19 protein-coding genes and 1 pseudogene are annotated in these 21,973 nt (G+C 63.3%); 7 read left to right on the plus strand and 13 right to left on the minus strand.

Features of this window, described 5'->3' with window-relative positions; all coding sequences use genetic code 11:
- Nucleotides 1-52: 52 nt before the first annotated feature.
- Both NMB96_RS05900 and NMB96_RS05905 read left to right on the plus strand, forming a co-directional pair.
- A complete protein-coding gene (locus tag NMB96_RS05900) occupies nucleotides 53-322 on the plus strand; it encodes a hypothetical protein (protein WP_043888791.1) in 270 nt (89 codons plus the stop codon).
- Between the two features lie 10 nt (nucleotides 323-332).
- The gene (locus NMB96_RS05905; protein WP_255086482.1) at nucleotides 333-1,100 is read left to right on the plus strand and encodes a pyridoxine 5'-phosphate synthase; all 768 of its coding nucleotides are present in this window, start codon (nucleotides 333-335) and stop codon (nucleotides 1,098-1,100) included.
- A gap of 249 nt (nucleotides 1,101-1,349) precedes the next feature.
- Here the strand turns inward: NMB96_RS05905 and NMB96_RS05910 are convergent.
- The 12 genes and pseudogenes from NMB96_RS05910 to dnaA all read right to left on the minus strand — a co-directional run.
- A pseudogene (locus tag NMB96_RS05910) lies at nucleotides 1,350-1,442 on the minus strand (biopolymer transporter ExbD); the annotation flags it as partial.
- A gap of 131 nt (nucleotides 1,443-1,573) precedes the next feature.
- Nucleotides 1,574-1,984: an ExbD/TolR family protein gene (locus NMB96_RS05915; protein WP_023901933.1), complete on the minus strand. Its 411-nt coding sequence runs from the start codon at nucleotides 1,982-1,984 to the stop codon at nucleotides 1,574-1,576.
- A gap of 3 nt (nucleotides 1,985-1,987) precedes the next feature.
- Complete coding sequence (locus NMB96_RS05920) at nucleotides 1,988-2,410, minus strand: ExbD/TolR family protein (RefSeq protein ID WP_023901932.1); 423 nt, start codon at nucleotides 2,408-2,410, stop codon at nucleotides 1,988-1,990.
- Between the two features lie 45 nt (nucleotides 2,411-2,455).
- Nucleotides 2,456-3,220: a TonB-system energizer ExbB gene (gene exbB / locus NMB96_RS05925; protein ID WP_006451798.1), complete on the minus strand. Its 765-nt coding sequence runs from the start codon at nucleotides 3,218-3,220 to the stop codon at nucleotides 2,456-2,458.
- Nucleotides 3,221-3,304: 84 nt separating this feature from the next.
- Nucleotides 3,305-3,976 (minus strand): energy transducer TonB, encoded by a 672-nt coding sequence (locus tag NMB96_RS05930; RefSeq protein WP_006451797.1) that lies wholly within the window; start codon nucleotides 3,974-3,976, stop codon nucleotides 3,305-3,307.
- Nucleotides 3,977-4,129: 153 nt separating this feature from the next.
- Nucleotides 4,130-5,326 (minus strand): tetratricopeptide repeat protein, encoded by a 1,197-nt coding sequence (locus NMB96_RS05935; RefSeq protein ID WP_023901931.1) that lies wholly within the window; start codon nucleotides 5,324-5,326, stop codon nucleotides 4,130-4,132.
- Between the two features lie 152 nt (nucleotides 5,327-5,478).
- Complete coding sequence (locus NMB96_RS05940) at nucleotides 5,479-6,285, minus strand: M48 family metallopeptidase (RefSeq protein ID WP_006451795.1); 807 nt, start codon at nucleotides 6,283-6,285, stop codon at nucleotides 5,479-5,481.
- A gap of 62 nt (nucleotides 6,286-6,347) precedes the next feature.
- On the minus strand, nucleotides 6,348-7,184 hold the full coding sequence (locus NMB96_RS05945; RefSeq protein WP_255086483.1) for a CPBP family intramembrane glutamic endopeptidase: 837 nt from the start codon (nucleotides 7,182-7,184) through the stop codon (nucleotides 6,348-6,350).
- A 69-nt stretch (nucleotides 7,185-7,253) separates the two neighbouring features.
- A complete protein-coding gene (gyrB, locus tag NMB96_RS05950; RefSeq protein WP_023901928.1) occupies nucleotides 7,254-9,698 on the minus strand; it encodes a DNA topoisomerase (ATP-hydrolyzing) subunit B in 2,445 nt (814 codons plus the stop codon).
- Between the two features lie 114 nt (nucleotides 9,699-9,812).
- On the minus strand, nucleotides 9,813-10,919 hold the full coding sequence (gene recF, locus NMB96_RS05955; RefSeq protein WP_255086484.1) for a DNA replication/repair protein RecF: 1,107 nt from the start codon (nucleotides 10,917-10,919) through the stop codon (nucleotides 9,813-9,815).
- Nucleotides 10,920-11,644: 725 nt separating this feature from the next.
- Nucleotides 11,645-12,745 (minus strand): DNA polymerase III subunit beta, encoded by a 1,101-nt coding sequence (gene dnaN, locus NMB96_RS05960; RefSeq protein WP_006451791.1) that lies wholly within the window; start codon nucleotides 12,743-12,745, stop codon nucleotides 11,645-11,647.
- Between the two features lie 277 nt (nucleotides 12,746-13,022).
- Entirely contained in the window at nucleotides 13,023-14,351 is a 1,329-nt protein-coding gene (gene dnaA, locus NMB96_RS05965; protein ID WP_006451790.1) for a chromosomal replication initiator protein DnaA, read from the minus strand.
- Nucleotides 14,352-14,593: 242 nt separating this feature from the next.
- Between dnaA and rpmH the strand changes: the two genes are divergently transcribed.
- The 4 genes from rpmH (at nucleotide 14,594) to mnmE (ending at nucleotide 18,381) form a co-directional block, all read left to right on the plus strand.
- A complete protein-coding gene (rpmH, locus tag NMB96_RS05970; protein WP_002805908.1) occupies nucleotides 14,594-14,734 on the plus strand; it encodes a 50S ribosomal protein L34 in 141 nt (46 codons plus the stop codon).
- A 38-nt stretch (nucleotides 14,735-14,772) separates the two neighbouring features.
- Nucleotides 14,773-15,219, plus strand: coding sequence for a ribonuclease P protein component (rnpA, locus tag NMB96_RS05975; protein ID WP_039512801.1), 447 nt, complete (start codon nucleotides 14,773-14,775; stop codon nucleotides 15,217-15,219).
- Nucleotides 15,220-15,234: 15 nt separating this feature from the next.
- The gene (yidC, locus tag NMB96_RS05980) at nucleotides 15,235-16,956 is read left to right on the plus strand and encodes a membrane protein insertase YidC (protein WP_255086485.1); all 1,722 of its coding nucleotides are present in this window, start codon (nucleotides 15,235-15,237) and stop codon (nucleotides 16,954-16,956) included.
- 84 nt (nucleotides 16,957-17,040) lie between these two features.
- Nucleotides 17,041-18,381, plus strand: coding sequence for a tRNA uridine-5-carboxymethylaminomethyl(34) synthesis GTPase MnmE (gene mnmE / locus NMB96_RS05985; RefSeq protein ID WP_255086486.1), 1,341 nt, complete (start codon nucleotides 17,041-17,043; stop codon nucleotides 18,379-18,381).
- A 158-nt stretch (nucleotides 18,382-18,539) separates the two neighbouring features.
- On the opposite strand, the gene NMB96_RS05990 is transcribed toward mnmE, so the two are convergent.
- Entirely contained in the window at nucleotides 18,540-19,400 is an 861-nt protein-coding gene (locus NMB96_RS05990; protein WP_255086487.1) for an acid phosphatase, read from the minus strand.
- A gap of 193 nt (nucleotides 19,401-19,593) precedes the next feature.
- On the opposite strand from NMB96_RS05990, the gene NMB96_RS05995 reads away from it, so the two are divergent.
- On the plus strand, nucleotides 19,594-21,894 hold the full coding sequence (locus NMB96_RS05995; protein WP_255086937.1) for a TonB-dependent receptor: 2,301 nt from the start codon (nucleotides 19,594-19,596) through the stop codon (nucleotides 21,892-21,894).
- Nucleotides 21,895-21,973: the final 79 nt, after the last annotated feature.

Consider the following 21,973-nt stretch of genomic DNA (forward strand, 5'->3'; position numbering starts at 1 on the left):
GAACCGCACCGGGCGCGGCGCTACACTGCCGCCACTGATTGGGGAGGTCGTCATGCACTGGCTGTTTCTGCTTATGGCACTGGGTGCGCTGGTGCTGGCTTTCAGCACGCCGCACGTATGGTTGCTGGTGGTCTCGCTGCTGGTGGCATTGCTGCTGCTGCTGCTGTGGACGCGCGGCTGGTTCGCATCGCGCATGGACGATACCCAGCGCGATACCAGCAGCATGATCGACCCGGCAGAACTGCGCCGCCTGCGCGAGATCGCCGAGGCCCGCAAGGCCGCCGCACTGGCAGCCACGCGCGACGGCGAGCCGCAGGCCTGAGAGCGACGTTGTGACCACCCAGCTCAGCGTCAACGTCAACAAGATCGCGGTGCTGCGCAATTCGCGCGGCGGGCACGACCCCGATGTGGTGCAGGCCGCACGCACCTGCATCGCGGCCGGCGCGCACGGCATCACCGTGCACCCGCGCCCGGACCAGCGGCATATCCGCGCCGACGACGTGCTGGCGCTGAGCGCGCTGACGCGCGAGCACGCGGTCGAATTCAATATCGAAGGCAATCCGTTCGCGCCACCACGCGATGGTTATCCGGGGCTGCTAGAGCTGTGTCGCCTCACGCGTCCCGAGCAGGTCACCCTGGTGCCCGATGGCGACGGGCAACTGACCTCCGACCACGGTTTCGACTTTTCACAGGACACCGCACAGCTCGCCGCACTGATTGCCTCGTTCAAGGCGATTGGTGCGCGCGTCAGTGTGTTCGTCGATGCCGGTAATGCCGAGATCGCGCAGGCGGCGGTGCTCGGTGCAGACCGCATCGAGTTGTACACCGGCCCGTATGCGCAGGCGCATCTGAGCGGGCAGCCAGACGCTGCATTCGCGCTGTTTGCCGGCGCCGCACAACGTGCCAGCGCCGCAGGGCTGGGCATCAATGCCGGGCATGATCTGTCGCAGGACAACCTTGGCGATTTTCTCAAGGCTGTCCCGGGCGTGCTCGAAGTCTCGATCGGCCATGCGCTGATCGGCGAAGCCTTGTATCAAGGTCTGGATGCGACCGTGCGTGCGTATCTGGAGATACTGCGCAGCGCGTCGGCTAGCGTTTGAGAGATTCAATCGTCTAGGCGCGTCTATCGAAACGACGGCACTTACCGAAACACGGAACTCGGCGATCTTGAGGTCGCAGATAACACCGAATTCTCGCATGCGGTCCAGACGCCTGATGGCCGGCCGCTGCGTTTTGTCGTTTTTCTCGGTTGCTTTAAGGCAGCTGCACGTTATGCATCCCATTCCTCGCAACGGAGCAGAGTTTTTCTGCCCCCGTTGCGCTATTTACTTCAGTAGTAACTGCATTATCTACTGTACAAAACTGATGCGAGCGGCCTGCGCGTTCTTTGCCGCAACCAATACCTTGGCCATCACTGCATATTCCGCATTTGCACTGGCCGCAGCGCAAAAACAATGCTCGAATACCGAGCCGAAGCGTCGCGCTGCGAATCGATCACGCATAAAAAAACGCCACCGTTTCCGGTGGCGTTTGCAGTCGCGTCATGACTGTTGTGTTGCGGTCTTGCGATGTCTTACTGCATGAAGCCGATTTTCTTCATCTGCGAGTTCTTTGCCGCAGCCAGGACTTTGGCCATCACCTCGTACTCCGCGTCCTGGTTCGCATCGATGCGCAGTTCCGGCTGGTTGGTCGGATCGCTGGCGATCACTTCTTCCATCTTCTGCTGCAACTGAGCCACCGGCACTGGACTGTTGTTCCAGAACACCTGGTTGCTGGCGTCGATCCGCAACTCGATCGGCGGCGGCGGTTCGGTCGTCTGCGGTGGCGGGTTGAGCACCCGCTGCGGCAGATCCACGGCGATCGGATAGGTCATGATCGGCGCGGTCACGATGAAGATGATCAGCAGCACCAACATCACGTCCACCAGGGGCGTGACGTTGATATCGGCCATCGGGCCACGGTTTCCACCGGTACTGAATGCCATGGCTTACTGCCCCTTCTCTTTGGTCGCGACGAAGCCGATGTCCAACATGCCCTGACCCTGCGCGATCTTGGTGATCTCGTTGATCGTACGCATCTTGGTCGTGCGGTCGCCACGCAGGTTGAGCGGCGGTTGCGGTGTCTGCTGTGCGGCGGTGGACAGGCGCGACTCCAAGGCTTCCTTGGAGACCGGCTCGTCGTTCCAGTACAGCGACCCGTCTTCCTTGACGGCCAGGGTGATCGGCGCGGCACGTTTCTCCGGCTCTTCCTTCTGGACCAGGTTGGCCTCGGGCAGCTCCACCTTGACCTTATGGGACATCAGCGGTGCCGTAATGATGAAGATGATCAGCAGCACCAACATCACGTCCACGAGGGGCGTCACATTGATGTCGGCCATCGGGCCACCGCTGTTTCCACTACTGAAGGCCATAACGGGCTCCGTCTAAATCGTTGCGAAGTCGTTCTTTACTACGGATTAGCGAACGCGCGAACCAGTGGCGAAGAAGTCGTGCAGGTCGTGAGCGAAGGTGTCGAACTTGGCGATCACCGAGCTGTTGACCTTGGAGAAGAAGTTGAACGCGAACACCGCCGGGATGGCGACGAACAGACCGATCGCGGTCATGATCAGCGCTTCACCCACCGGGCCGGCAACGGCGTCGATGGAAGCCGAACCGGTTGCACCGATCTTGATCAGCGCGCCGTAGATGCCCCACACGGTACCGAGCAGACCGACGAACGGTGCGGTCGCACCGACGGTGGCGAGCAGGGTCATGCCGGACTGCAGACGGGTGCTTTCGCGGGTCACGGCCTGACGCAGGGCGCGATCGACGAACTCGGAACGGCTCAGGCTCTCGCCCAGACCGCCGGCGCTGGTGCCTTCGGCACGCTGGTGGTGAGCGGCAGCCTGGGCTGCGTCCAGCGCGATCTTGGAGAACGGCTCGGAAGCCGGCTGCTCTTCCATGGCGCGGATGGCGTCCTGTGCATTCGGGGCATCCCAGAACGCGGTGGTGACGCGGTCAGCCGCGCTCTTCAGACGGGTGGCGCGGAAAATGTTGATGACGGTCCAGTACCAGGAGGCAGCGGACATGGCGATCAGGGTGATCAGAACGACCCAGGACACGGCGAAGTCGCCGGGCTGAGAGGTCATTTCGGTGATCAGATGCTCGAAGCCCATCTGCGAAAGAGCGGCCGACGGATTGGAGCCCCCTGCAGCGGCGGCGATAAAGAATTCCTGCAGCATGACGCTTACCTTTGTTGTGTGTGGTGATGAAGGGTGGAGCGAAAGGAAGACAGGATCCTGGGCCGGCCGTAGCCGGCCCGTGGATCAGTTCAGAGCAAAGTTGACCGGGACGCGGACACGTCCGGCGGCTTTCTGCCCGTTGACAGTGGAAGCATTGAACTTCCACTTGCGTGCTGCGTCCATCGCGGCACGGTCAAGGTCGCGGTTGCGGCTGGACTTTTCGACCGACACATTGGTCACGTTGCCGCTTGCATCCACATCCACGATCAGGATGACCTCACCTTGTACACCGGCACGGAATGCAGCCGGCGGATACTTCGGCGGGTTCATGTTCTTGGACGAGATATCGACACTGGCGCCGATGTCATTCGGCGGTTGCGGCGGAGACGGTGGGCTCGGCGGCGTGACGATATCGCTAGGACGGGGTTCGGGAACGTCGACTACCGGAGCTTCCGGCGGCGGCGGAACCGGTGACGGCTTCGGCGGCGACAGATTCTTGACCGGCGGCGGCGGCTTGTCTTCCGGCGGCGGCGGCGGCGGCGGCGGCGGGGGAGGAGGCGGTGCATCCACCAAGGTGACCATGGTGGTGCGCTCCTTCTCAGCCGGAGCCTTCGGCGCCACTGCAGGGATCAGCAACATCATCAGTGCAGTGAGGTGCAAAGCAATTACAAACGCGATGCCGATAATGCGGGCCCAGCTCAGACCCTGGTTCCCGGCATCATAGTCATGCCTGTGGATAACGAGTTGTTCCGTCATGCGCCAATGGCTCTTTCAGTGGGGGCCCCGGATCACGGTGATGATCCCCAGGTTTTCGGACGGCTTTGACACCGCAGGAACTCCCAAGCTTATACCAATCCCGAGTCCTGTAACCACTAAAAACACAGGGATTTCGGGGGTTTATTTTCTTTTTTACTTCAGGTTGATGATCTTCTTTGCGTCTTCAGGTTTTTTGACGCCTTTGGCGATCGCCTGCTGGGCAGCCTGCTTGGCTTCGGGGATACGCCCTTCCGAATGCAGCACCTTGGCCAGATTCAGATAGGTCTCGCCGTCCTTGGAAAGTGGTGCGGCTTTCTGCCAATTCTCGACTGCCTTGGGCACGTCCTCGCTGTAGTAATACGACTGCGCCAACGCGAGGTATGTCTGATAATCAGGCTTGAGGATGCCTTTTTGCATACCTTCGTTGATGACAGCGATGACGTCCTTTTCCTTGTTCTCGGTGTTGGCGTAGATCGAGTACAGCTGCTTGTACTCCTTCTCCTCGGTCAACTGCCCGGCAGCGCGCAGCTTGTCCATGACGGCTGCGGCCTTGTCCATCTGGTCGGCCTGCATATACATGCTGGCCAGATTGAGCTGGGCCTTTTTGTCGTTCGGCGTCTTGGCGGCGATCGCCTCGGCGGTCGCGACGGCCTCACCGGTCTGGCCGGCCTCGGCGTAGGCAGCCATCAACAACTGGTTCCACGTGTCCTTCGGTTCGGGCGAGGCGGCGATGGCCTGCTTCAGCACCGGAATCGCCTCCTTGTACCGCTCGGCCTGATACAGCGCCTGGCCCTTGAGGATCAGATCTTCCGGGCGCTGCGACTTGCTTTCGTCCAGGTACTTATCCAGCGTGGCCAGGCCCTCGGCCTGCTGGTCGTCCTGCATCTGCAATTGCGCCAGCATCAGCATCGACTGGAACTGGCCGTTGTTGTCCAGCGCATTCAGACCGATCGCCTGCTGCAGGTATTTCTTGGCAGCGGCGGTGTCGTCGGTGTTGTACGCGGCCTGTGCAGCAAGCTGCGCGGCCAGCGCCTTGTCGGCTTCATTGGCGGCGGAATTGGCCAGGATTTCATCGGCCTGGGTGCGCACGCCAGGGTAGTCCTCGCCCTTGTTGAAGGTTTCGATCAGCTTCTGCAGCTTGCTGCCCAGCTTGGACGAGGGCTTGATCGTCGGCGCGGCGCGGGTGGACTGCGGGTACAGCTCTTCGGCCTTGCCGCTGCTCTTGGACTTGCGGCTGGCACGCTCGGACGAGCGGTCCGACTGCGCGACCGCATCGGCGACGACAGCCCCGCCCAGCGACGCGGCGATGAACAGGGACAACAGGGCTTGCTTGCGCTTGAGCAGTTTCATGATTCACCTCGGACGAGCCGCCGTCGGGCGGTACGAAAAGCGGAATGGAAGCTGTACGAAAAATCTGAGCCGGCAAACTTAGCAGAAAGTCTCAGTTCCCGAAAACGGTTTCCATGCTGTGTTGCGATATTCGGTACGTATCAGGGGCGGTTTCAGCCACAGCGTGGCGCCCGGCCGTCTTGTCGCGCCTGCTTGTAAACCGGCTCGAGCTGATTGACGTCGGCCTGCAGTTCGCGAATGCGATTGGCCGGATCGGGGTGAGTGGACAGCCATTGCGGCTGGCGGTTGCCACTGGCGGCCATCATGTTCTGCCACAACGTCACCGCCTGGGCAGGGTCGAAGCCGGCCTGCGCCATCAGGCGTTGTCCGACCACGTCGGCCTCGCTCTCCTGAGTGCGCGAGCCGGGCAGCAGGAACACCGTCTGCGCGGTCATGCCGCCGACTTGGTTCACCGCACTGGCCGCGCCATCGCCGTAGGCCGCGCCAGCCAGCGCGCCGATGATGCCCAGGCCGGTCTGCGCGCCGAGCTGGCGGGTGATGCGCTCTTCGTGGTGGCGCGAGATCACATGCCCGATTTCATGACCGAGCACGGCGGCCAGCTGATCCTGGGTCTTGGCGACGGTGAAGATACCGGTGTTCACGCCAACCTTGCCGCCGGGCAGCGCGAACGCATTGGCTTCGTCGTCGACGAACAGCGCGGTTTCCCAGCGGGTTTCGCGCCATTGCGGCGGCAATTGCGCCACCAGCGCATTGACCACGCACTGCACGTAGGCGTTTTGCTTGCCGTCGGTGCTGACCTTTTCCTTGGCCTTGGTCTGCGCAAACGACTCCGCGCCAAGCTTGTCGAGTTGGTCTTGCGTGACGCCTCCCACCACCTGTCGGCGGCCGGTCGGCGAAGTTGTGGTGGCACATGCCGTCAGCGTAAGGACGGCAACAACGATCAACAGCCTGGCTTTCATTCAATCCCCCTGGAACCCTGGGGGCATTTTGGCAGGCTCGTCTTAACTTTTCGTCAAACGGGTCAGCCGACCCCAAAAAAGTACAGCGCAGCCAGGGCCGTGGCGTTGTTGATGCCGTGCGCGGCGATGGGTGCCCACAGGGTGCCGGTGCGCCAATACAGCCATGCAAATGCCGCACCCATGCTGCCGTAGATCAGCCACAACTGGGCGATGGCGGCCGGGCCGTTGCCGCTGATGCCGGGCACTTCATGCACCAGCGCGAAGATCGCGCTGCTCAGCGCGATGCCCAGCCACGGGCGCCCGGCGGCAAGCAGGCGGCCGAACAGCACGCGCCGGAACAGCAATTCCTCATACGCCGGGGCGATGACCACCGCGAACAGCACCAAGGGCAGCGGCCATTGCTTGATCGCTTCTTCCATCAGCGGCAGGTTGGTCGGCACCGGTTTGATGCCCAGCGCCGATGCCGCGACGCTGACCAAATTGCTCAGCACGAACACGGAGACGGCGACCAGGCCAGTCCAGCCCCAGGTCGAGGCACGCCGCGTGGCGGCACGCGAGGCGGCCTGTTCGCCAGCGGTGGCCCGGCGACGCCAGTAGTACAGCAGCACCGCCGGCGCGGCGGTGCTGACCAGTGCAGTGAGCAACTGCACCAGCACCCCGGGTTGACCGATCGCGGCCATGATCTGCGCAGAGGAGGGCGTCAGGCCCTGCGCTTTGGCCGCCTGCACATGGCTGAAGCCGCGTACCGCCCCCCACAGCGCAAAGCCGGCCACGCTGAGCGTCAGCAGCAGGCCGGTGGCGATCAGCACGTCGATCCAGAAGCCGAGCAGTGCGGGAAACAACCGGGACTTGCCGGCAGCGGAGGCCGGAGCCGGGGTCGTTGGAGAATCTGCGCTCATCGTCGTCCTGCGAAAAACCGCGCCCGCGCGCGCATCGCCAAGGCGACGCGCGCGCGTACGACGGAAGGCTCAGATATCCAGGTTGGACACCTTCAGCGCGTTGTCCTCGATGAAATCGCGGCGCGGTTCGACCACATCGCCCATCAAGGTGCTGAAGATCTGATCGGCGGCCACCGCGTCTTCGATGCGTACCTGCAGCAAGCGACGCGTATCCGGGTTGACCGTGGTTTCCCACAGCTGCTCGGCGTTCATTTCGCCCAGGCCCTTGAAGCGCTGCACTTGGCGGCCCTTCTTGGCCTCTTCCAGCAACCAGGCATGCGCCTGCGCGAAGCTGGTGATCGGGTGGGTCTTGTTGCCGCGCACGATCTGCGCGCCTTCGCGCACCAGACCATCCAGCGCCAACGCCACCTCGCGCAACGGACGCAGTTCGCCGCTTTCGAACGCGCCCATCGGCAGCACCTGGGTGAATTCCTCGCCCATGTGCTTGCGCACCGCCACCAGCGTGGCGGAGGTGCTGTCGGTGGCCGGGTCGAAGCGCAGCTGGTAGCGCGCCGTGCCCAGGGTGCCGCGGTTGAGCACCGCCTGCAGCTTGTCCAGGGTAGGGTGCTGGTCGCCTTCGGCCTGCAGCTTTGCCACGTCCAGCGGCGGCAGGTCGATCAAGGCGGTCATCAGCGCCGGGTCGTAGCGGTGCGCATTGCGCGCGATCGCTTCGTTGGCACCGGTGAACAGCATCAGCAGCTTCTCCAGCGCCTCGCCGGTGATCGGCGGCTCGTCGCTGGCCGGGATCAGCGCCGCGCCCTCGACCGCGTTGCTGGCCAGATAGGCGTTGAGCGCCGCGTCGTCCTTGAGATACAGCTCGCTCTTGCCCTGCTTGAGCTTGTACAGCGGTGGCAGGCCGATGTAGATGTAGCCGCGTTCGATCAGCTCCGGCATCTGCCGGTAGAAGAACGTGAGCAGCAGGGTACGGATGTGCGAGCCGTCGACGTCTGCGTCGGTCATCAGGATGATGCGGTGGTAGCGCAGCTTGTCCGGGTTGTACTCGTCGCGGCCGATACCGGTGCCGAGCGCGGTGATCAGCGTGCCGACCTGGTCGGAGGCCAGCATGCGATCGAAACGCGCGCGTTCGACGTTGAGGATCTTGCCGCGCAGCGGCAGCACCGCCTGGTTCTTGCGGTTGCGGCCCTGCTTGGCCGAGCCACCTGCCGAGTCACCCTCGACGATGAACAATTCCGACAGCGCCGGGTCCTTTTCCTGGCAGTCGGCCAGCTTGCCCGGCAGGCCGGCAATGTCCAGCGCACCCTTGCGGCGGGTCAGGTCGCGCGCCTTGCGCGCGGCTTCGCGCGCGCGCGCGGCGTCGACGATCTTGCCGGTGATGGCCTTGGCTTCGTTCGGGTTTTCCTGCAGGAATTCCTGCAGGCGCGCACCGAATGCGTTTTCCACCGCCGGGCGTACGTCCGAGCTGACCAGCTTTTCCTTGGTTTGCGAGGAGAAGCTGGGGTCGGGCACCTTCACCGACAGCACCGCGATCATGCCTTCGCGCATGTCGTCGCCGGTCAGGGCGACCTTGGCCTGCTTGGCGATGCCGTTCTGCTCGATGTAGTTGCTGAGCACGCGCGTCAGCGCCGCGCGGAAACCGGCCAGATGGGTACCGCCATCCTTCTGCGGGATGTTGTTGGTGAAGCAGTACATGGTTTCCTGGTAGGCGTCGGTCCATTGCAGGGCCACGTCCACCACGATGCCGTTGTGCTCACCGGTCACCGAGATCACGTTGGGGTGCAGCGGCGACTTCAGCTGCGCCAGATGCTCAACGAAGCTGCGGATGCCGCCTTCGTAATGGAAATCGTCGCGGCGGCCTTCGCCACGTTCGTCGATCAGCGCGATCTTGACGCCGGAATTGAGGAACGACAGCTCACGCAGGCGCCGCGCCAGGATGTCGTAATGGAACTCGACGTCACTGAAGATGGCCACGGCCGGCTTGAAGCGCAGCGTGGTGCCGCGCTTGGTCGAGGCTTCCAACTGCTTGAGCGGGTACTGCGGCTCACCCAGCGCGTATTCCTGCTGGTAGTGGAAGCCGTCGCGCCAGATGTCCAGCCACAGGTGCTCGGACAGCGCATTGACCACCGACACGCCCACGCCGTGCAGGCCGCCGGAAACCTTGTAGCTGTTGTCGTCGAACTTGCCGCCGGCATGCAGCACGGTGAGGATGACCTCGGCCGCCGACACGCCTTCTTCCTTGTGGATGTCGACCGGCACACCGCGGCCGTTGTCCGACACGGCGACCGAGCCATCGACCAGGATCTTGACCACGATGTCGTCGGCATGGCCGGCCAGGGCCTCGTCGACCGAGTTGTCGACCACCTCGAACACCATGTGATGCAGGCCGGTGCCGTCATGGACATCGCCGATGTACATGCCGGGGCGCTTGCGGACGGCTTCCAGGCCACGCAGCACGGTGATCTTGCTGGAATCGTAGGTGCTGTTGGGTGTGGTCGGGGTGTTTTGATCTTCGGTCATGCGCGTGCCGTTAGCTCCACAACACGGGCGAGGGCGGCAGGAGCCGCATCGCGCCGTGGGAAAAGGGGGATAGCGCACAAATTATACCAGTCGGCCCACGTGTGCCGTGGTTGCTTACTCCGACGCGGCTTGAACGGCGATTTGACCGTGTTCCACGTGGAACCGATGCAGCAGTTCGCCTGCGTCTGCAAGCCCCGGCGGCACTTCGGTCGCGGTGATGAGTACCTGCGCAGGCGCAGAGGCGAGCCGCTGCAAGACGCGCGCCTGGTGGTGTCGATCCAGCTCAGAACCCAGATCGTCCAATGCAATCACCGGCCATTCGCCCCGTTCGTGGGCGAAATCTTCCGCCTGCGCCAGCAGACAGGCGAGGGCAGTCAGCTTGGCTTGGCCGCGCGAAAGCGCGTCCTTTCCCGGCAGCGCGTCGAATGCAGGCGTCCAGTCGGCGCGGTGCGGTCCCTGCGAGGTATAGCGATTCTGGCGGTCGCGTTCCCGTGCCAACAGCAACGCGTCGGCGAGCGAGACCTCATGGCGCTTCCACCCCGGCGCGAACGTCAGCGCAGACAGCCCTAGCGAGGGGGCGATTGCGCTTGCAACGGGAATCAGACGTTCCTGCAGGCGATCCAGGTAGCGAAGGCGCCGCGACGTCAGGGTTTCACCGGATTCGGCGAGCTCGTGATCCCAGGCATCGAGCATTCGCGGCTGTGCGCCCTGCTTGAGTAGGGCGTTGCGCTGCTTGAGCGCACGTGCATAACGCCGCCATAGCGCCAGGAAGTCAGGTTCCACGTGGAACAAGCCCCAGTCCAGGAAGCGTCGGCGTGGTTCGCCACCGCCGCTGATCAAGACATGGCTGCCCGGCTCGAACGTCACCACCGCCAGAGCGGCACATAACGAGCCCAACTGCGCGACATCTTCCCCATCCAGCCGGCCGGTCCATTCCTGGCCGCTATGGCGCAGACCTGCGCGACGCGAGCGTTCGCTGGTCTCGCCGCTGCGCTCGCGCCATTCCACGAACACTTCCAGATCGTCGGCGCCTTGCTGGATCAGCCCATCGCGCACCCGCCCACGGAAACTGCGGCCATAGGCCATCAAATGCAGCGCCTCGAGCACACTTGTTTTGCCGGCGCCGTTATCGCCGGTAAACAAGTTCAAGGAACTGGCGGGATGAAGCTCGACGGTCTGGAAACGACGAAGTCGATGAATGGACAACCGCACAACGTGCATCGATCAGTTTGCTCTGAGCTAATCCGGCGTCCCGGTCGGGGCGCAGGATACGTGATCGCTGCCGATTCCGTGCAAACGCCTGTGAAAGCAGGGCAAGGAGAGGCAGGGGATAACGTGTGGGTAAGTTCGATGCTCAGGAGTGCCCTTTAGCTTATCCACAGGTTACAGACCGGTAAATAGGGCTGAAAACACAGGGTTTCGAGACCTAAAAATCTCATTGAAACAATAGCTTAAGGTAGTTTTCGGCGAAATCTGGCCCTACCATCACCACCAAGCTCTTAAGTTATTTCTAGATTTAAAAGCAAAGCCAGATGTGCATAAGTCAAAAACGTACTTGAAATGCCCACAAGATCGGACGATGGAAGACACCGGTTCGCCTCAGCCGCCGATGTTCCTGACTGCTCGAAAGTGAACCTGTTCAGACTTGAGCTACGGATCTCATCTTGTTCTTACCGCGATTGGCCGAAGGCGCGCTGTTACAGGCCCAGCACTAACTCCTTAAGCACGACCTAACCCTCACCGTTGGCAGCCTCGCTTCAGAATGCGGTGCACCACCGACATCGGACAGGCACCCAACTGCGACGCGGCAATGAAACGAGAGTCGCTGCAGACCAGGATCCCTTTGTTTTCGATAGTCCGATACAGCACCGGCTTCAGGCGTGCTGTCCTCAAAACAAAAAAGCCCGGCAATGCCGGGCCCTTCGTGTTCCACGTGGAACGCAACGTCAAAGACGCAGCGGCATCACCACATGACGCGACTTCTCGCTGCTGGCTTCCCGCACCAACGCAGACGAGTTCGCATCGCGCAGCTGGATCACCACATGCTCGTCACGCAACGCGGAGAGGGCGTCGAGCAGGTAGTTGACGTTGAAGCCAATCGCCAGGTCGTCGACCTTGGTATCGGCCTCGATCTCTTCCTGCGCTTCTTCCTGCTCCGGGTTGTGCGCGCTGATCTTGAGCTGACCGGGAGAGACTTCCACCCGCACGCCGCGGTACTTCTCGTTCGACAGAATTGCAGCACGCTGCAGCGAGGCACGCAACGCTTCACGGTCAACCTTGACCTCACGGTCGGCCCCAATCGGGATCACTGCCTCGTAATCCGGAAAGCGGCCATCGATCAGCTTGGAGGTGAAGGTCACATCGCCGCGCTTGACCCGGATATGGCTGCGACCGACTTCCAGCTCGACTTCACGATCCGCCGCCTCCAGCAAGCGCAGCAATTCGGTGACGCCCTTGCGCGGCACGATGATCTGGCGCTTGGCGCCGCCGGCCTTCTCCAGCTCCATTTCGCACAGCGCCAGACGGTGGCCGTCGGTGGCCACGCAACGCAGCAGGCCGTCGCGCAGATCGAACAGCAGGCCGTTGAGGTAATAGCGCACGTCCTGCTGGGCCATGGCGAACGCGGTGCGCTCGATCAGCTCCTTCAACCCAGCTTCCGGCACCACCACACGCTCGGTGGCCTCGACTTCGTCCACCGAAGGAAAGTCGTTGGCAGGCAGCGTAGCGAGCGTGAAGCGGCTACGCCCAGCCTGCACGGTGACCTTGTCGCCAGTCTGCGAGATGGTGACGCGGCTGCCGTCGGGCAGGGCACGCAGGATGTCGAACAACTTGCGGGCCGGGATGGTGGTTTCGCCGTCCTGCGCGTCTTCCACCATCGTACGCGAGATCATTTCCACTTCCAGGTCCGTGCCGGTCAACGAGACCTGTCCGTCCTTGACCTGCACCAGCAGGTTGGCCAGAACAGGCAGGGTTTGACGGCGTTCGACCACATTGACCACTTGGGCCAACGGTTTGAGGAAGGCTTCGCGCTGCAGTGTAAAACGCATGTGGTTCCGTGCCCCTATGCTTTAAAAGATAATGGAATAAATCAAAAGCTTGGTGGTGATGGTAGGGCCGTTTTCAGCGGATAACCACCATAACTATTTGTTTCCAAAGACATTTCAGCGTCTGAAAGTCGTTGGACTAGTGCCCCTGGTCTAGCGGTAAAACCTGTGGATAGTTTTTCGCTCGAACCGCGACGCAACGTTATCCACAGATTCTCCCGCATTTGACCCCAACGTTTCCACGCTTTTCTCCAAGCGGGCCGTCAAGGGACGCAACGGCTCACTCGCTGAGCTTGCGAATCAGCTTTTCCCAGTCCTCGCGCAGCTTGCCGTCGGCTTCCATCAGCGTGCGGATCTGCCGGCAGGCATGCAACACGGTGGTGTGGTCGCGGCCGGCAAAGGCGTCGCCGATTTCCGGCAGGCTGTGTTCGGTGAGCTCCTTGGCCAGCGCCATCGCCACCTGGCGCGGACGCGCCAGCGAGCGGGTGCGCCGCTTGGAGAGCAGATCCTTCATCTGCAGGCCGTAGTAGTCCGCCACGGTCTTCTGGATGTTGGGGATGCCGATCGCCTGCTGCTGGGCACGCAACAGGTCGCGCAGCGTCTCCTGGGCGAATTCCACGGTGATCGAGCGCCCGGTGAAATTGGCGCGGGCCACTAGCGTGTTGAGCGCGCCTTCCAGGTCGCGCACGTTGGAGCGCATCTTCTTGGCGATCAAAAACGCCACGTCATCCGGAATGTCGGCGCCGCGCTCGCGCGCCTTGGCCAGCACGATGGCTGCGCGGGTCTCGAAATCGGGCGGATCGATCGCCACCGACAGGCCCCAGGCCAGGCGCGACTTCAGACGCGGCTCCAGGCCCTCGACTTCGCGCGGATAGCGATCGCAGGTGAGGATGATCTGCTGGCGACCATCGAACAGCGCGTTGAAGGTGTGGAAAAACTCCTCCTGCGTGCGGTCCTTGCCGGCGAAGAACTGGATGTCGTCGATCAACAGCGCATCGATCTGCTGGAACTGGCGCTTGAACTGGTCCATCGCCTTGTCCTGCAGCGCCCGGATCATCGCACTGAAGAACTGTTCCGAGCGCAGATACATCACCTTGGCGGCCGGATTGGCCTGGCGCAGCGCATTGCCGGCGGCGAACATCAGGTGGGTCTTGCCCAGGCCGGTGCTGCCGTACAGCAGCAGCGGGTTGTGCGCACGATCGCCCGGCTTCTGCGCGGCCTGGATGGCCGCGGCCAGCCCCAGCTGGTTGCTGCGGCCTTCGACGAAATTGGCGAAGGTGTAGTGCGAATCCAGGTTGCCGGCAAATGGCACGATCGGTGCGGCAGCCGGTGCACTGGGCGCGGCCATCGGCGCCGGCAACGGGTCTGGCGCACGGGGACGCGAGCCGACCGCCAGCGCCACTTCGCCATTGCCGACGAAGTACGCCACCAGTTCGCGGATGCGCGGCAGATAGCGCTCACGGACCTGGTCGACGATGAAGGCATTCGGCGCGTACAGCACGATGCTGTCGCCGCGGTCTTCGGCTTGCAGGGGTTTCAACCAGGTGTGGACGTCTTCGGGCGGGAATTCAGCTTCGAGACGTTCCAGACAGCGGGGCCAAGCATCCATCAAAGTATGATCATCTGTTGCTGGCTGCGGCGCGCAGAAAAGCGCCGTGCTCGCAGCCCGGTAGTGAAAAGAGGATGGGCCAGACTAGCACCGAGGGCAGGGTTTTCCCAGACTTATTCACAGGTCCATCCACAGGCTGCTGCCATCCTCACCTGCGGTAAAGCGTTTGGGGAGTTGACCGGCGCTGTAGAGGTCCTATAGAATTTCCGGTTCTATTCGTCTCCATCCATGCAGAGGGCCCCATGGCCACCAAGCGTACTTTCCAACCCAGCAACCTCAAGCGAGCACGCGACCATGGCTTCCGCGCACGTATGGCAACTGCCGACGGCCGCAAGATCCTGGCTCGCCGCCGCGCCAAGGGCCGCAAGCGCCTGAGCGCTTGATTGCCGCGCCGCTCCCCGCGGCCGAGGCAGTCCCTACCGTGAACGCATCGAACCCGTGCAGGCGATTTCCTCGCTCTGCGCGGGTTCGTACGCGTGCGCAATATACGGTCGTTTTCGATACTGCACGTCGCACCTCGGACCCGTTGCTCAGCCTGCACTGGCGGACCGGCGATACGCCGCCGCGCCTGGGCATGGCGGTGTCGCGCAAGGTCGATACGCGTGCGGTTGGACGTAACCGCATCAAACGCGTGTTGCGCGATGCCATGCGGCACCTGTTGCCCGAGCTGGCCGGTGGTGATTACGTCATCGTGGCGCGCTCGGCCGCCGCAAAAGCGACCAATCCACAGATTCGCGACGCCTTCCTGCGTCTGCTGCGCCGTGCCGGCGCATTGCCCCTGCCTGCTGCGCCCGGCACAATGCCGCCCGCCAGGACGATGCACCCATCCTCCCTTTCCCCGACAGAGCCGGAACCCAGTTCCGACTGAGCGAGTTGCTGCCCGATGAACCAGACCCGTGTTTTCCTGATTTTTGCCTGGCTGATGGTCGCGGCGTTGCTGTGGATGGAGTGGGGCAAGGACAAGACGGCTGCCAATGCGCCGGCTGTGGCAACGACCCAGTCGGTGCCGGCTGCGCGAGATCTGGATGCAGCTGCGACCGCGGCCAATGTGCCGGCGGCCCAGGCGATCCCGCAGGCGGGCGTGCCAGGCACGGTGTCAGCCACCAGCACTACTGCGGCAACTCCGGCCGCTGCCGGGGCTGCGCCGGTGGTCACCCTAACCTCGGACGTGCTGCGCCTGAAGCTGGATGGCCGCAGCGTGCTGGATGCCGAACTGCTGCAGTTTCCGCAGACCAAGGACGGCACCGCGCCGGTCAGCCTGCTGACCGAAGACGCCGCGCACCCATACAACGCAACCAGCGGCTGGGCCAGCGAGCATTCGCCGGTACCGGGCGTGGGCGGCTTCCGCGCCGAACAGCCGGGCACCGCGTTCGAACTGGCCAAGGGCCAGAACACCTTGGTGGTGCCGTTCGTGTGGACGGGCCCCAACGGCGTGTCGATCCGCCGCACCTTCACCCTGGAACGTGGCCGCTACGCGATCTCGATCAAGGATGAAGTCATCAACAAGAGCGGTGCACCGTGGAACGGCTACGTTTTCCGCAAGTTGAGCCGGGTGCCGACCATCCTCAGCCGCGGCATGACCAACCCGGATTCCTTCAGCTTCAACGGGGCGACCTGGTATAGCCCGCAGGAAGGCTACGAGCGTCGCGCGTTCAAGGACTACATGGACGATGGCGGCCTCAATCGCCAGATCACCGGTGGCTGGGTGGCGCTGCTGCAGCACCACTTCTTTACCGCATGGATTCCGCAGAAGGACCAGGCCTCGTTGTATGTGCTGAACCAGGACGGCCCGCGTGACGTGGCCGAGCTGCGTGGCCCCGCCTTCACCGTGGCGCCGGGACAGACCGCCAGCACCGAGGCGCGCCTGTGGGTGGGCCCGAAGCTGGTCAGCCTGATCGCCAAGGAAGACGTGAAGGGCCTGGACCGTGTGGTCGATTACAGCCGCTTCTCGATCATGGCCATCATCGGCCAGGGCCTGTTCTGGGTGCTGAGCCATCTGCACAGCTTCCTGCACAACTGGGGCTGGGCCATCATCGGCCTAGTGGTACTGCTGCGCCTGGCGCTGTATCCGTTGTCGGCCGCGCAGTACAAGTCCGGTGCCAAGATGCGCCGCTTCCAGCCGCGCCTGGCGCAGTTGAAGGAGCGTTATGGCGACGATCGCGTCAAGTACCAGCAGGCGACGATGGAGCTGTTCAAGAAGGAAAAGATCAACCCGATGGGCGGCTGCCTGCCGCTGCTGATCCAGATGCCGATCTTCTTCGCGCTGTACTGGGTGCTGGTGGAATCGGTGGAACTGCGTCAGGCGCCGTGGCTGGGCTGGATCCAGGACCTGACCGCGCGCGATCCGTACTTCATCCTGCCGGTGCTCAACATCGCCATCATGTGGGCCACGCAGAAGCTGACCCCGACCCCGGGCATGGACCCGATGCAGGCCAAGATGATGCAGTTCATGCCGCTGGTGTTCGGCGTCATGATGGCCTTCATGCCGGCCGGCCTGGTGCTGTACTGGGTGGTCAACGGTGGCCTGGGTCTGCTGATCCAGTGGTGGATGATCCGCCAGCACGGCGAGAAGCCGAGCAAGATCATCCAGGCCAACGCCAAGTGATCTGAAGAAGGCCCGCCGCAAGGCGGGCTTTCTGCATGCGCGCCTGCAAGCTACGTTTCTGACCACACGCCGTACCAACAGCCTATGTCTTCTTCGCCATCGACCATTGTTGCCATTGCCAGCGCCGCCGGAACCGGAGGCATCGGCATCGTGCGGCTGTCCGGCCCGCAGGCTGCGCAGATCGCCGCCGCGCTGGGCATTGCCACTTTGCAGCCACGGCACGCGCGCTATGCACGCTTTCGCGATGCGCAGGGCGAGGTGATCGACGACGGTATCGCGCTGTGGTTTCCGGCGCCGCACAGTTTTACCGGCGAAGACGTGGTGGAGTTGCAAGGCCATGGCAGCCCGGTGTTGCTGCGGCAGGTGGTGGCGCGCTGTATCGCACTGGGCGCACGGCAGGCACGCGCGGGCGAATTCAGCGAGCGTGCGTTTCTCAACGGCAAACTCGATCTTGCGCAGGCAGAGGCCATCGCCGACCTGATTGCCGCCGGCGATCTGCGCGCGGCGCGTGCCGCGCGGCGCTCGCTGGATGGCGTGTTCTCGCGCCGCGTCGATGCAGTCAGCGACAGCCTCACGCGGCTGCGCATCCACGTGGAGGCGGCGATCGATTTTGCCGATGAGCCGCTGGATACGCTGGGCGGCACGCAGGTGCGCGATGGACTGACGCACGCAGGCAGCTTGCTCGCGCAGCTACTGCGCGATGCCGAACGTGGACGCAAACTGCGCGACGGCCTGCATGCGGTGTTGATCGGTCCGCCCAATGCAGGCAAGAGTTCCTTGCTCAATGCACTGGCCGGCAGCGAGCGCGCCATCGTCACCGACGTCGCCGGCACCACCCGCGATACCTTGCAGGAAACCATCCAGCTCGATGGCTTCGAACTGACCTTGGTCGACACCGCTGGCTTGCGCGACGGCGGCGATGCGATCGAACGCGAAGGCATGCGCCGCGCACGCGCGGAACTGCAGCGCGCCGACCTGGCGCTGGTCGTGCTGGATGCACGCGACCCGCAAACCGCACGCGATGCGATCGGCGATGCCATCGATGCGGTGCCGCGGCAGCTGTGGATTCACAACAAGTGCGATCTGCTGGCCGAGCCTGCACAACTGGATAGCGACGCGATCGCGGTATCGGCAGTGACCGGGCTGGGACTGGAGCAGTTGCACGTGCGTCTGCGCGAACTGGCGCTGGGCGATGGCATGGAAACTGTGGAGGGTGAATTCTCCGCACGCACGCGGCATGTCGAGGCATTGCGTCGCGCCCAACAGCATGCAGACGCGGCAGATCTGGAACTGGGCTTCGAACAGCTCGAACTGGCCGCAGAAGAACTGCGTCTGGCGCACGAAGCACTCGGCGACATCACCGGCAAGCTGAGTGCCGACGAATTGCTGGGCAAGATCTTTTCGAGTTTTTGTATTGGTAAGTAGAACGGTTGCTCGGCGCGACAGATGTTCAGGCGATGTCATCGCTCGCTGCATAACCAATCGGTTTCGGGAACAAACATTGAGCCCCGCATTACGCGGCCACACGCTCCGTTGTCGACATCGATAATCGGCGAACGCTTGCAGCAACGCTGCAAGCCGACTTACATCACACCCGGCAACACCGTCTGTAGCGCGGCGTTTTCCGCATCGCACGTTGGCGATAAGGCCGTAGTTGCGGGTTTTTTTGCGCTTGCCTGCGCGATCTCGCGGCGTGCGCCAGCCAGGTCTTTCTGGAACTCAGGGTTGTCGTGCAACGCGGCGACGGTGGCCGCGCCCATCATGCGGCCCTGCAGGACATCGCTCTGCCAATGCACGTTGCAGACCAGGCGGCTGTCGCCGAAGGCGCGGCCGCGGGCGAGCAGGGCATCGCGTTGTGCGGGGGCGAGTTCGGCCAGAATCAGGCCCCAGCTCCAGCCGATGGCGGTGTGACCGGAGGGGTAGGAACCGTTCTTGCGCAGCGCCGCATCGTCGGCGGGCGTGCACATCGGTTGGTCGTTGCGCATGAACGGTCGCGGGCGTTGGTAGCGTGCCTTGGCCGCGCTGGTGCTGCTGCTGGCGTCGCGCATGCTGCGTTCGAGCAGGCGCAGCAGGTGTGGGGTGCTGGTCTGGTCGATCTGCACGCCAAGCGCGCAGCTGAAGTGACTGGCGGCTGCGGGGAAAGTCAGTGCGGCGTCCTGGGTGGCCAGGTTCCAACGCGGTGTGCCGCGCAACGCGAGCATGGCCTTGGCGATGGCTTCGTCGTTGGCCAGCGCGGCGCTGCCGTCCTGCGGCGGTGGCGGCACCAGGCGCAGGCTGTCGGGCAACTGTTCTTTTTCAAGATATCCACGCGCATCGGTGGCGATCACCGAGCCTGTCGATGCTGGTTTTTCCCGCGCGCTCAGCATGCCGCTGCCGACGACCAGCGCGGCGATGGCGATGCCGGTCAGCGTCCGAGGATAAGAGCGAGCACTGCGATGCGACATGGACCAACCCTCAACAACGCGCATGGAAGAGCTCGCAGATTACGACGCGCAGATGACATGTGCATGCCAGCGCAACGAAGCACTGGCGCGGGATGCGCAGCGACTGTCGCAGCACTGTCATGTCCCGGTCGCATCGGCGCAAGACAGCTGTCGCACGCTTGCCGTCATCTTTTGACTCGTCCCCATGCCGCTCATGCCCAAGACCCATCTGTTAAGTGCCGCCGTTCTTACCGCGCTCGTGTTGTCGCCGGCTGCCCATGCCGCCGATCCCGAGGTGACTGCCGATACCGGCACGACCGTGCAGCAGCTCGATGCGGTCTCGGTGATCGGCCAGGGCGAAACGCGTCAGGTGCAGCGCATCACCCAGCAGGACATTCCGGTGTTGCCGCCGGGCACCAGCATCCAGAAGCTGCTCAACCGCATGCCGGGCGTCAACGTGCAATCCAACGATGCCTTCGGTGCCAACGAAGAGTCGCAGACGATCAGCCTGCGCGGCTTCAACGGCACGCGCCTGGGCTATACGCTCGACGGCCTGCCGCTGGGCGACAACGCCTACGGCAACTACAACGGCCTCAACATCAGCCGCGCGCTGATCGCCGAGAACTTCGGCGGCGTGGAGCTGGCCTCGGGTATCGGTGCGCTGGGCACCGCCTCCACCAGCAACCTCGGCGGCACTATCCAGTACTACTCGGCCGATCCGTCCAGCGTGTTCGGCGGGCAGGTGTCGCAGACGGTGGGGTCGGATGCCAACCGCCGTACCTTCCTGCGTGTGGATACCGGCGACTACAACGGCTTTTCGGCATATGTGTCGGGCATCAACGCCGAGGCCGATATGTGGGCGCGTCCGGACTCGCCGACCACTACGCGGCAGTTCAATGCCAAGGGCGTGTACCAGTTCGACGGCGGCAAGTTGACCGCGTTCGCCGATACCTCGCGCACCTCGCAGGCGGATTATTCGTATCTATCCAAGAGCGGCATGGCGCGTGGCCTGGGCTGGGACTGGAATCTTTACGCACCGGACTGGAATCGCGCATTGGCTGCGGCGTATTGCGCACCGGCCACGCGGAATGCGGCACGCTGTGGTTTCAGTGGCGGCGTGGACAACGTCGACGATGCCTATTACCAGAGCCGTGCGTTGCGCGACGACGATCTGTTCTACGTGGCCGGCGACTTCCAGCCCAACGATGCGATCAGCCTGCACACCCAGGTCTATCACCACGAAAACAAGGGTCAGGGCCACTGGTGGTCGCCGGGTCAGGCGTCCAACCCGGGCACGCCGCAGGCATTGCCGATTTCGATTCGTAGCACCAATTACTGGATCAACCGCACCGGCGGCATCGCCTCGCTCGGTTGGAACCTGGGCCCGCATCATCTCGAAGCCGGGCTGTGGTACGAGCGCAACCACCACGATGTGGAGCGCAATTTCTACTGGATCGATGGGCCGGTCAGCGACGACAAGTTCCTGCAGGATCCGGATCGCCGGTTGTTCTCGCAGAACTACGTCATCACCACCCGGCAGTTCTACGTGCAGGGCAATTTCAAGTTCTTCGATGAGCGCCTGAGCGTGGACCTGGGCATCAAGAGCCCGAGTACCGAAATGACCGCACGCGAGACACCGGGCATCGCAGTGGAAGCGCCGGTGGCGACCGGCTCGATCAAGGCCAGCGAGTCGGTGCTGCCGCAGATCGGTCTGGGTTATCGCCTGGCCGAAGGGCAGGAAGTGTTCGCCTCGTACGCGGAAAACATCGCCGCCTTCCAGGGCGGCGGCGCCGGCGGTCCGTTGCTGGTGACGCAGGCCTCGTTCGATGCCAGCGTTGGTGCGCTGGAGCCGGAAAAGTCGCGCACCATGGAAGCCGGTTATCGCTTCGTGCGCGACCACTTCGAAGCCTCGCTGGTCGGTTATGACGTCACCTTCGATAACCGTCTGCTCTCGCTCAATCCCTGCGCCAGCATCCAGCAGGGCACCACGCCGGCGTGCACCACGCGGTTCTTCAACGTGGGCTCGGTGAGCAGCCGCGGCGGCGAACTGACCGTGATCTGGAAGCCCACCAGCTACCTGCAGTGGTACAACTCGGCCTCGATCAACCGTTCGACCTACGACGACAACTACGTGCAGAACGGTGTGACCATTGCCACTGCCGGCAAGACCACGGTGGATACGCCCAAGCGCATGTTCGCCAGCGAAATCGCCTTCAACTACGCCAACTGGAACGTCAATCTGCGCGGCAAGTACACCGGGCAGCGCTATTACACCTACACCAACGACCAGGGCTTTGGTGGTTACACCTCGTTCGACGCGGGCGCCGGGTACGACTTCGGCCAGGCCGGCGTGCTGCAGGGCCTCAAGCTCTCGCTCAACGTCACCAACCTCACCGACAAGCGTTACGCATCCAACCTCACCGCGTTCGCCAACAGCGATCCGAATGGGCGTCAGCTGGCGTTCCATGCCAGTGCGCCGCGGCAGGTGTTTTTGACGTTGGATGCGAAGTTCTGAGTCAGGGATTGGGGAATCGGGATTGGGGATTCGTAACGGCGGGTCTTGCTGCTGCTTACGGATTCCCGATGTTGATCGA

It is taken from the genome of Xanthomonas hortorum (genome assembly GCF_024339125.1).
GTDB lineage: Bacteria > Pseudomonadota > Gammaproteobacteria > Xanthomonadales > Xanthomonadaceae > Xanthomonas > Xanthomonas hortorum.

What these genes read in the sequence shown, in the direction of transcription:
- NMB96_RS05915 (WP_023901933.1), bottom strand. Translation starts at nt 1,984, where the DNA reads ATGGCATTCAGTACCGGTGGAAACCGTGGCCCGATGGCCGATATCAAC.
- NMB96_RS05940 (WP_006451795.1), bottom strand. Translation starts at nt 6,285, where the DNA reads ATGAAAGCCAGGCTGTTGATCGTTGTTGCCGTCCTTACGCTGACGGCA.
- NMB96_RS05930 (WP_006451797.1), bottom strand. Translation starts at nt 3,976, where the DNA reads ATGACGGAACAACTCGTTATCCACAGGCATGACTATGATGCCGGGAAC.
- NMB96_RS05945 (WP_255086483.1), bottom strand. Translation starts at nt 7,184, where the DNA reads ATGAGCGCAGATTCTCCAACGACCCCGGCTCCGGCCTCCGCTGCCGGC.
- NMB96_RS05990 (WP_255086487.1), bottom strand. Translation starts at nt 19,400, where the DNA reads ATGTCGCATCGCAGTGCTCGCTCTTATCCTCGGACGCTGACCGGCATC.
- NMB96_RS05920 (WP_023901932.1), bottom strand. Translation starts at nt 2,410, where the DNA reads ATGGCCTTCAGTAGTGGAAACAGCGGTGGCCCGATGGCCGACATCAAT.
- yidC (WP_255086485.1), top strand. Translation starts at nt 15,235, where the DNA reads ATGAACCAGACCCGTGTTTTCCTGATTTTTGCCTGGCTGATGGTCGCG.
- NMB96_RS05900 (WP_043888791.1), top strand. Translation starts at nt 53, where the DNA reads ATGCACTGGCTGTTTCTGCTTATGGCACTGGGTGCGCTGGTGCTGGCT.
- dnaN (WP_006451791.1), bottom strand. Translation starts at nt 12,745, where the DNA reads ATGCGTTTTACACTGCAGCGCGAAGCCTTCCTCAAACCGTTGGCCCAA.
- NMB96_RS05935 (WP_023901931.1), bottom strand. Translation starts at nt 5,326, where the DNA reads ATGAAACTGCTCAAGCGCAAGCAAGCCCTGTTGTCCCTGTTCATCGCC.
- rpmH (WP_002805908.1), top strand. Translation starts at nt 14,594, where the DNA reads ATGGCCACCAAGCGTACTTTCCAACCCAGCAACCTCAAGCGAGCACGC.
- gyrB (WP_023901928.1), bottom strand. Translation starts at nt 9,698, where the DNA reads ATGACCGAAGATCAAAACACCCCGACCACACCCAACAGCACCTACGAT.
- exbB (WP_006451798.1), bottom strand. Translation starts at nt 3,220, where the DNA reads ATGCTGCAGGAATTCTTTATCGCCGCCGCTGCAGGGGGCTCCAATCCG.
- recF (WP_255086484.1), bottom strand. Translation starts at nt 10,919, where the DNA reads ATGCACGTTGTGCGGTTGTCCATTCATCGACTTCGTCGTTTCCAGACC.
- mnmE (WP_255086486.1), top strand. Translation starts at nt 17,041, where the DNA reads ATGTCTTCTTCGCCATCGACCATTGTTGCCATTGCCAGCGCCGCCGGA.
- NMB96_RS05995 (WP_255086937.1), top strand. Translation starts at nt 19,594, where the DNA reads ATGCCCAAGACCCATCTGTTAAGTGCCGCCGTTCTTACCGCGCTCGTG.
- dnaA (WP_006451790.1), bottom strand. Translation starts at nt 14,351, where the DNA reads ATGGATGCTTGGCCCCGCTGTCTGGAACGTCTCGAAGCTGAATTCCCG.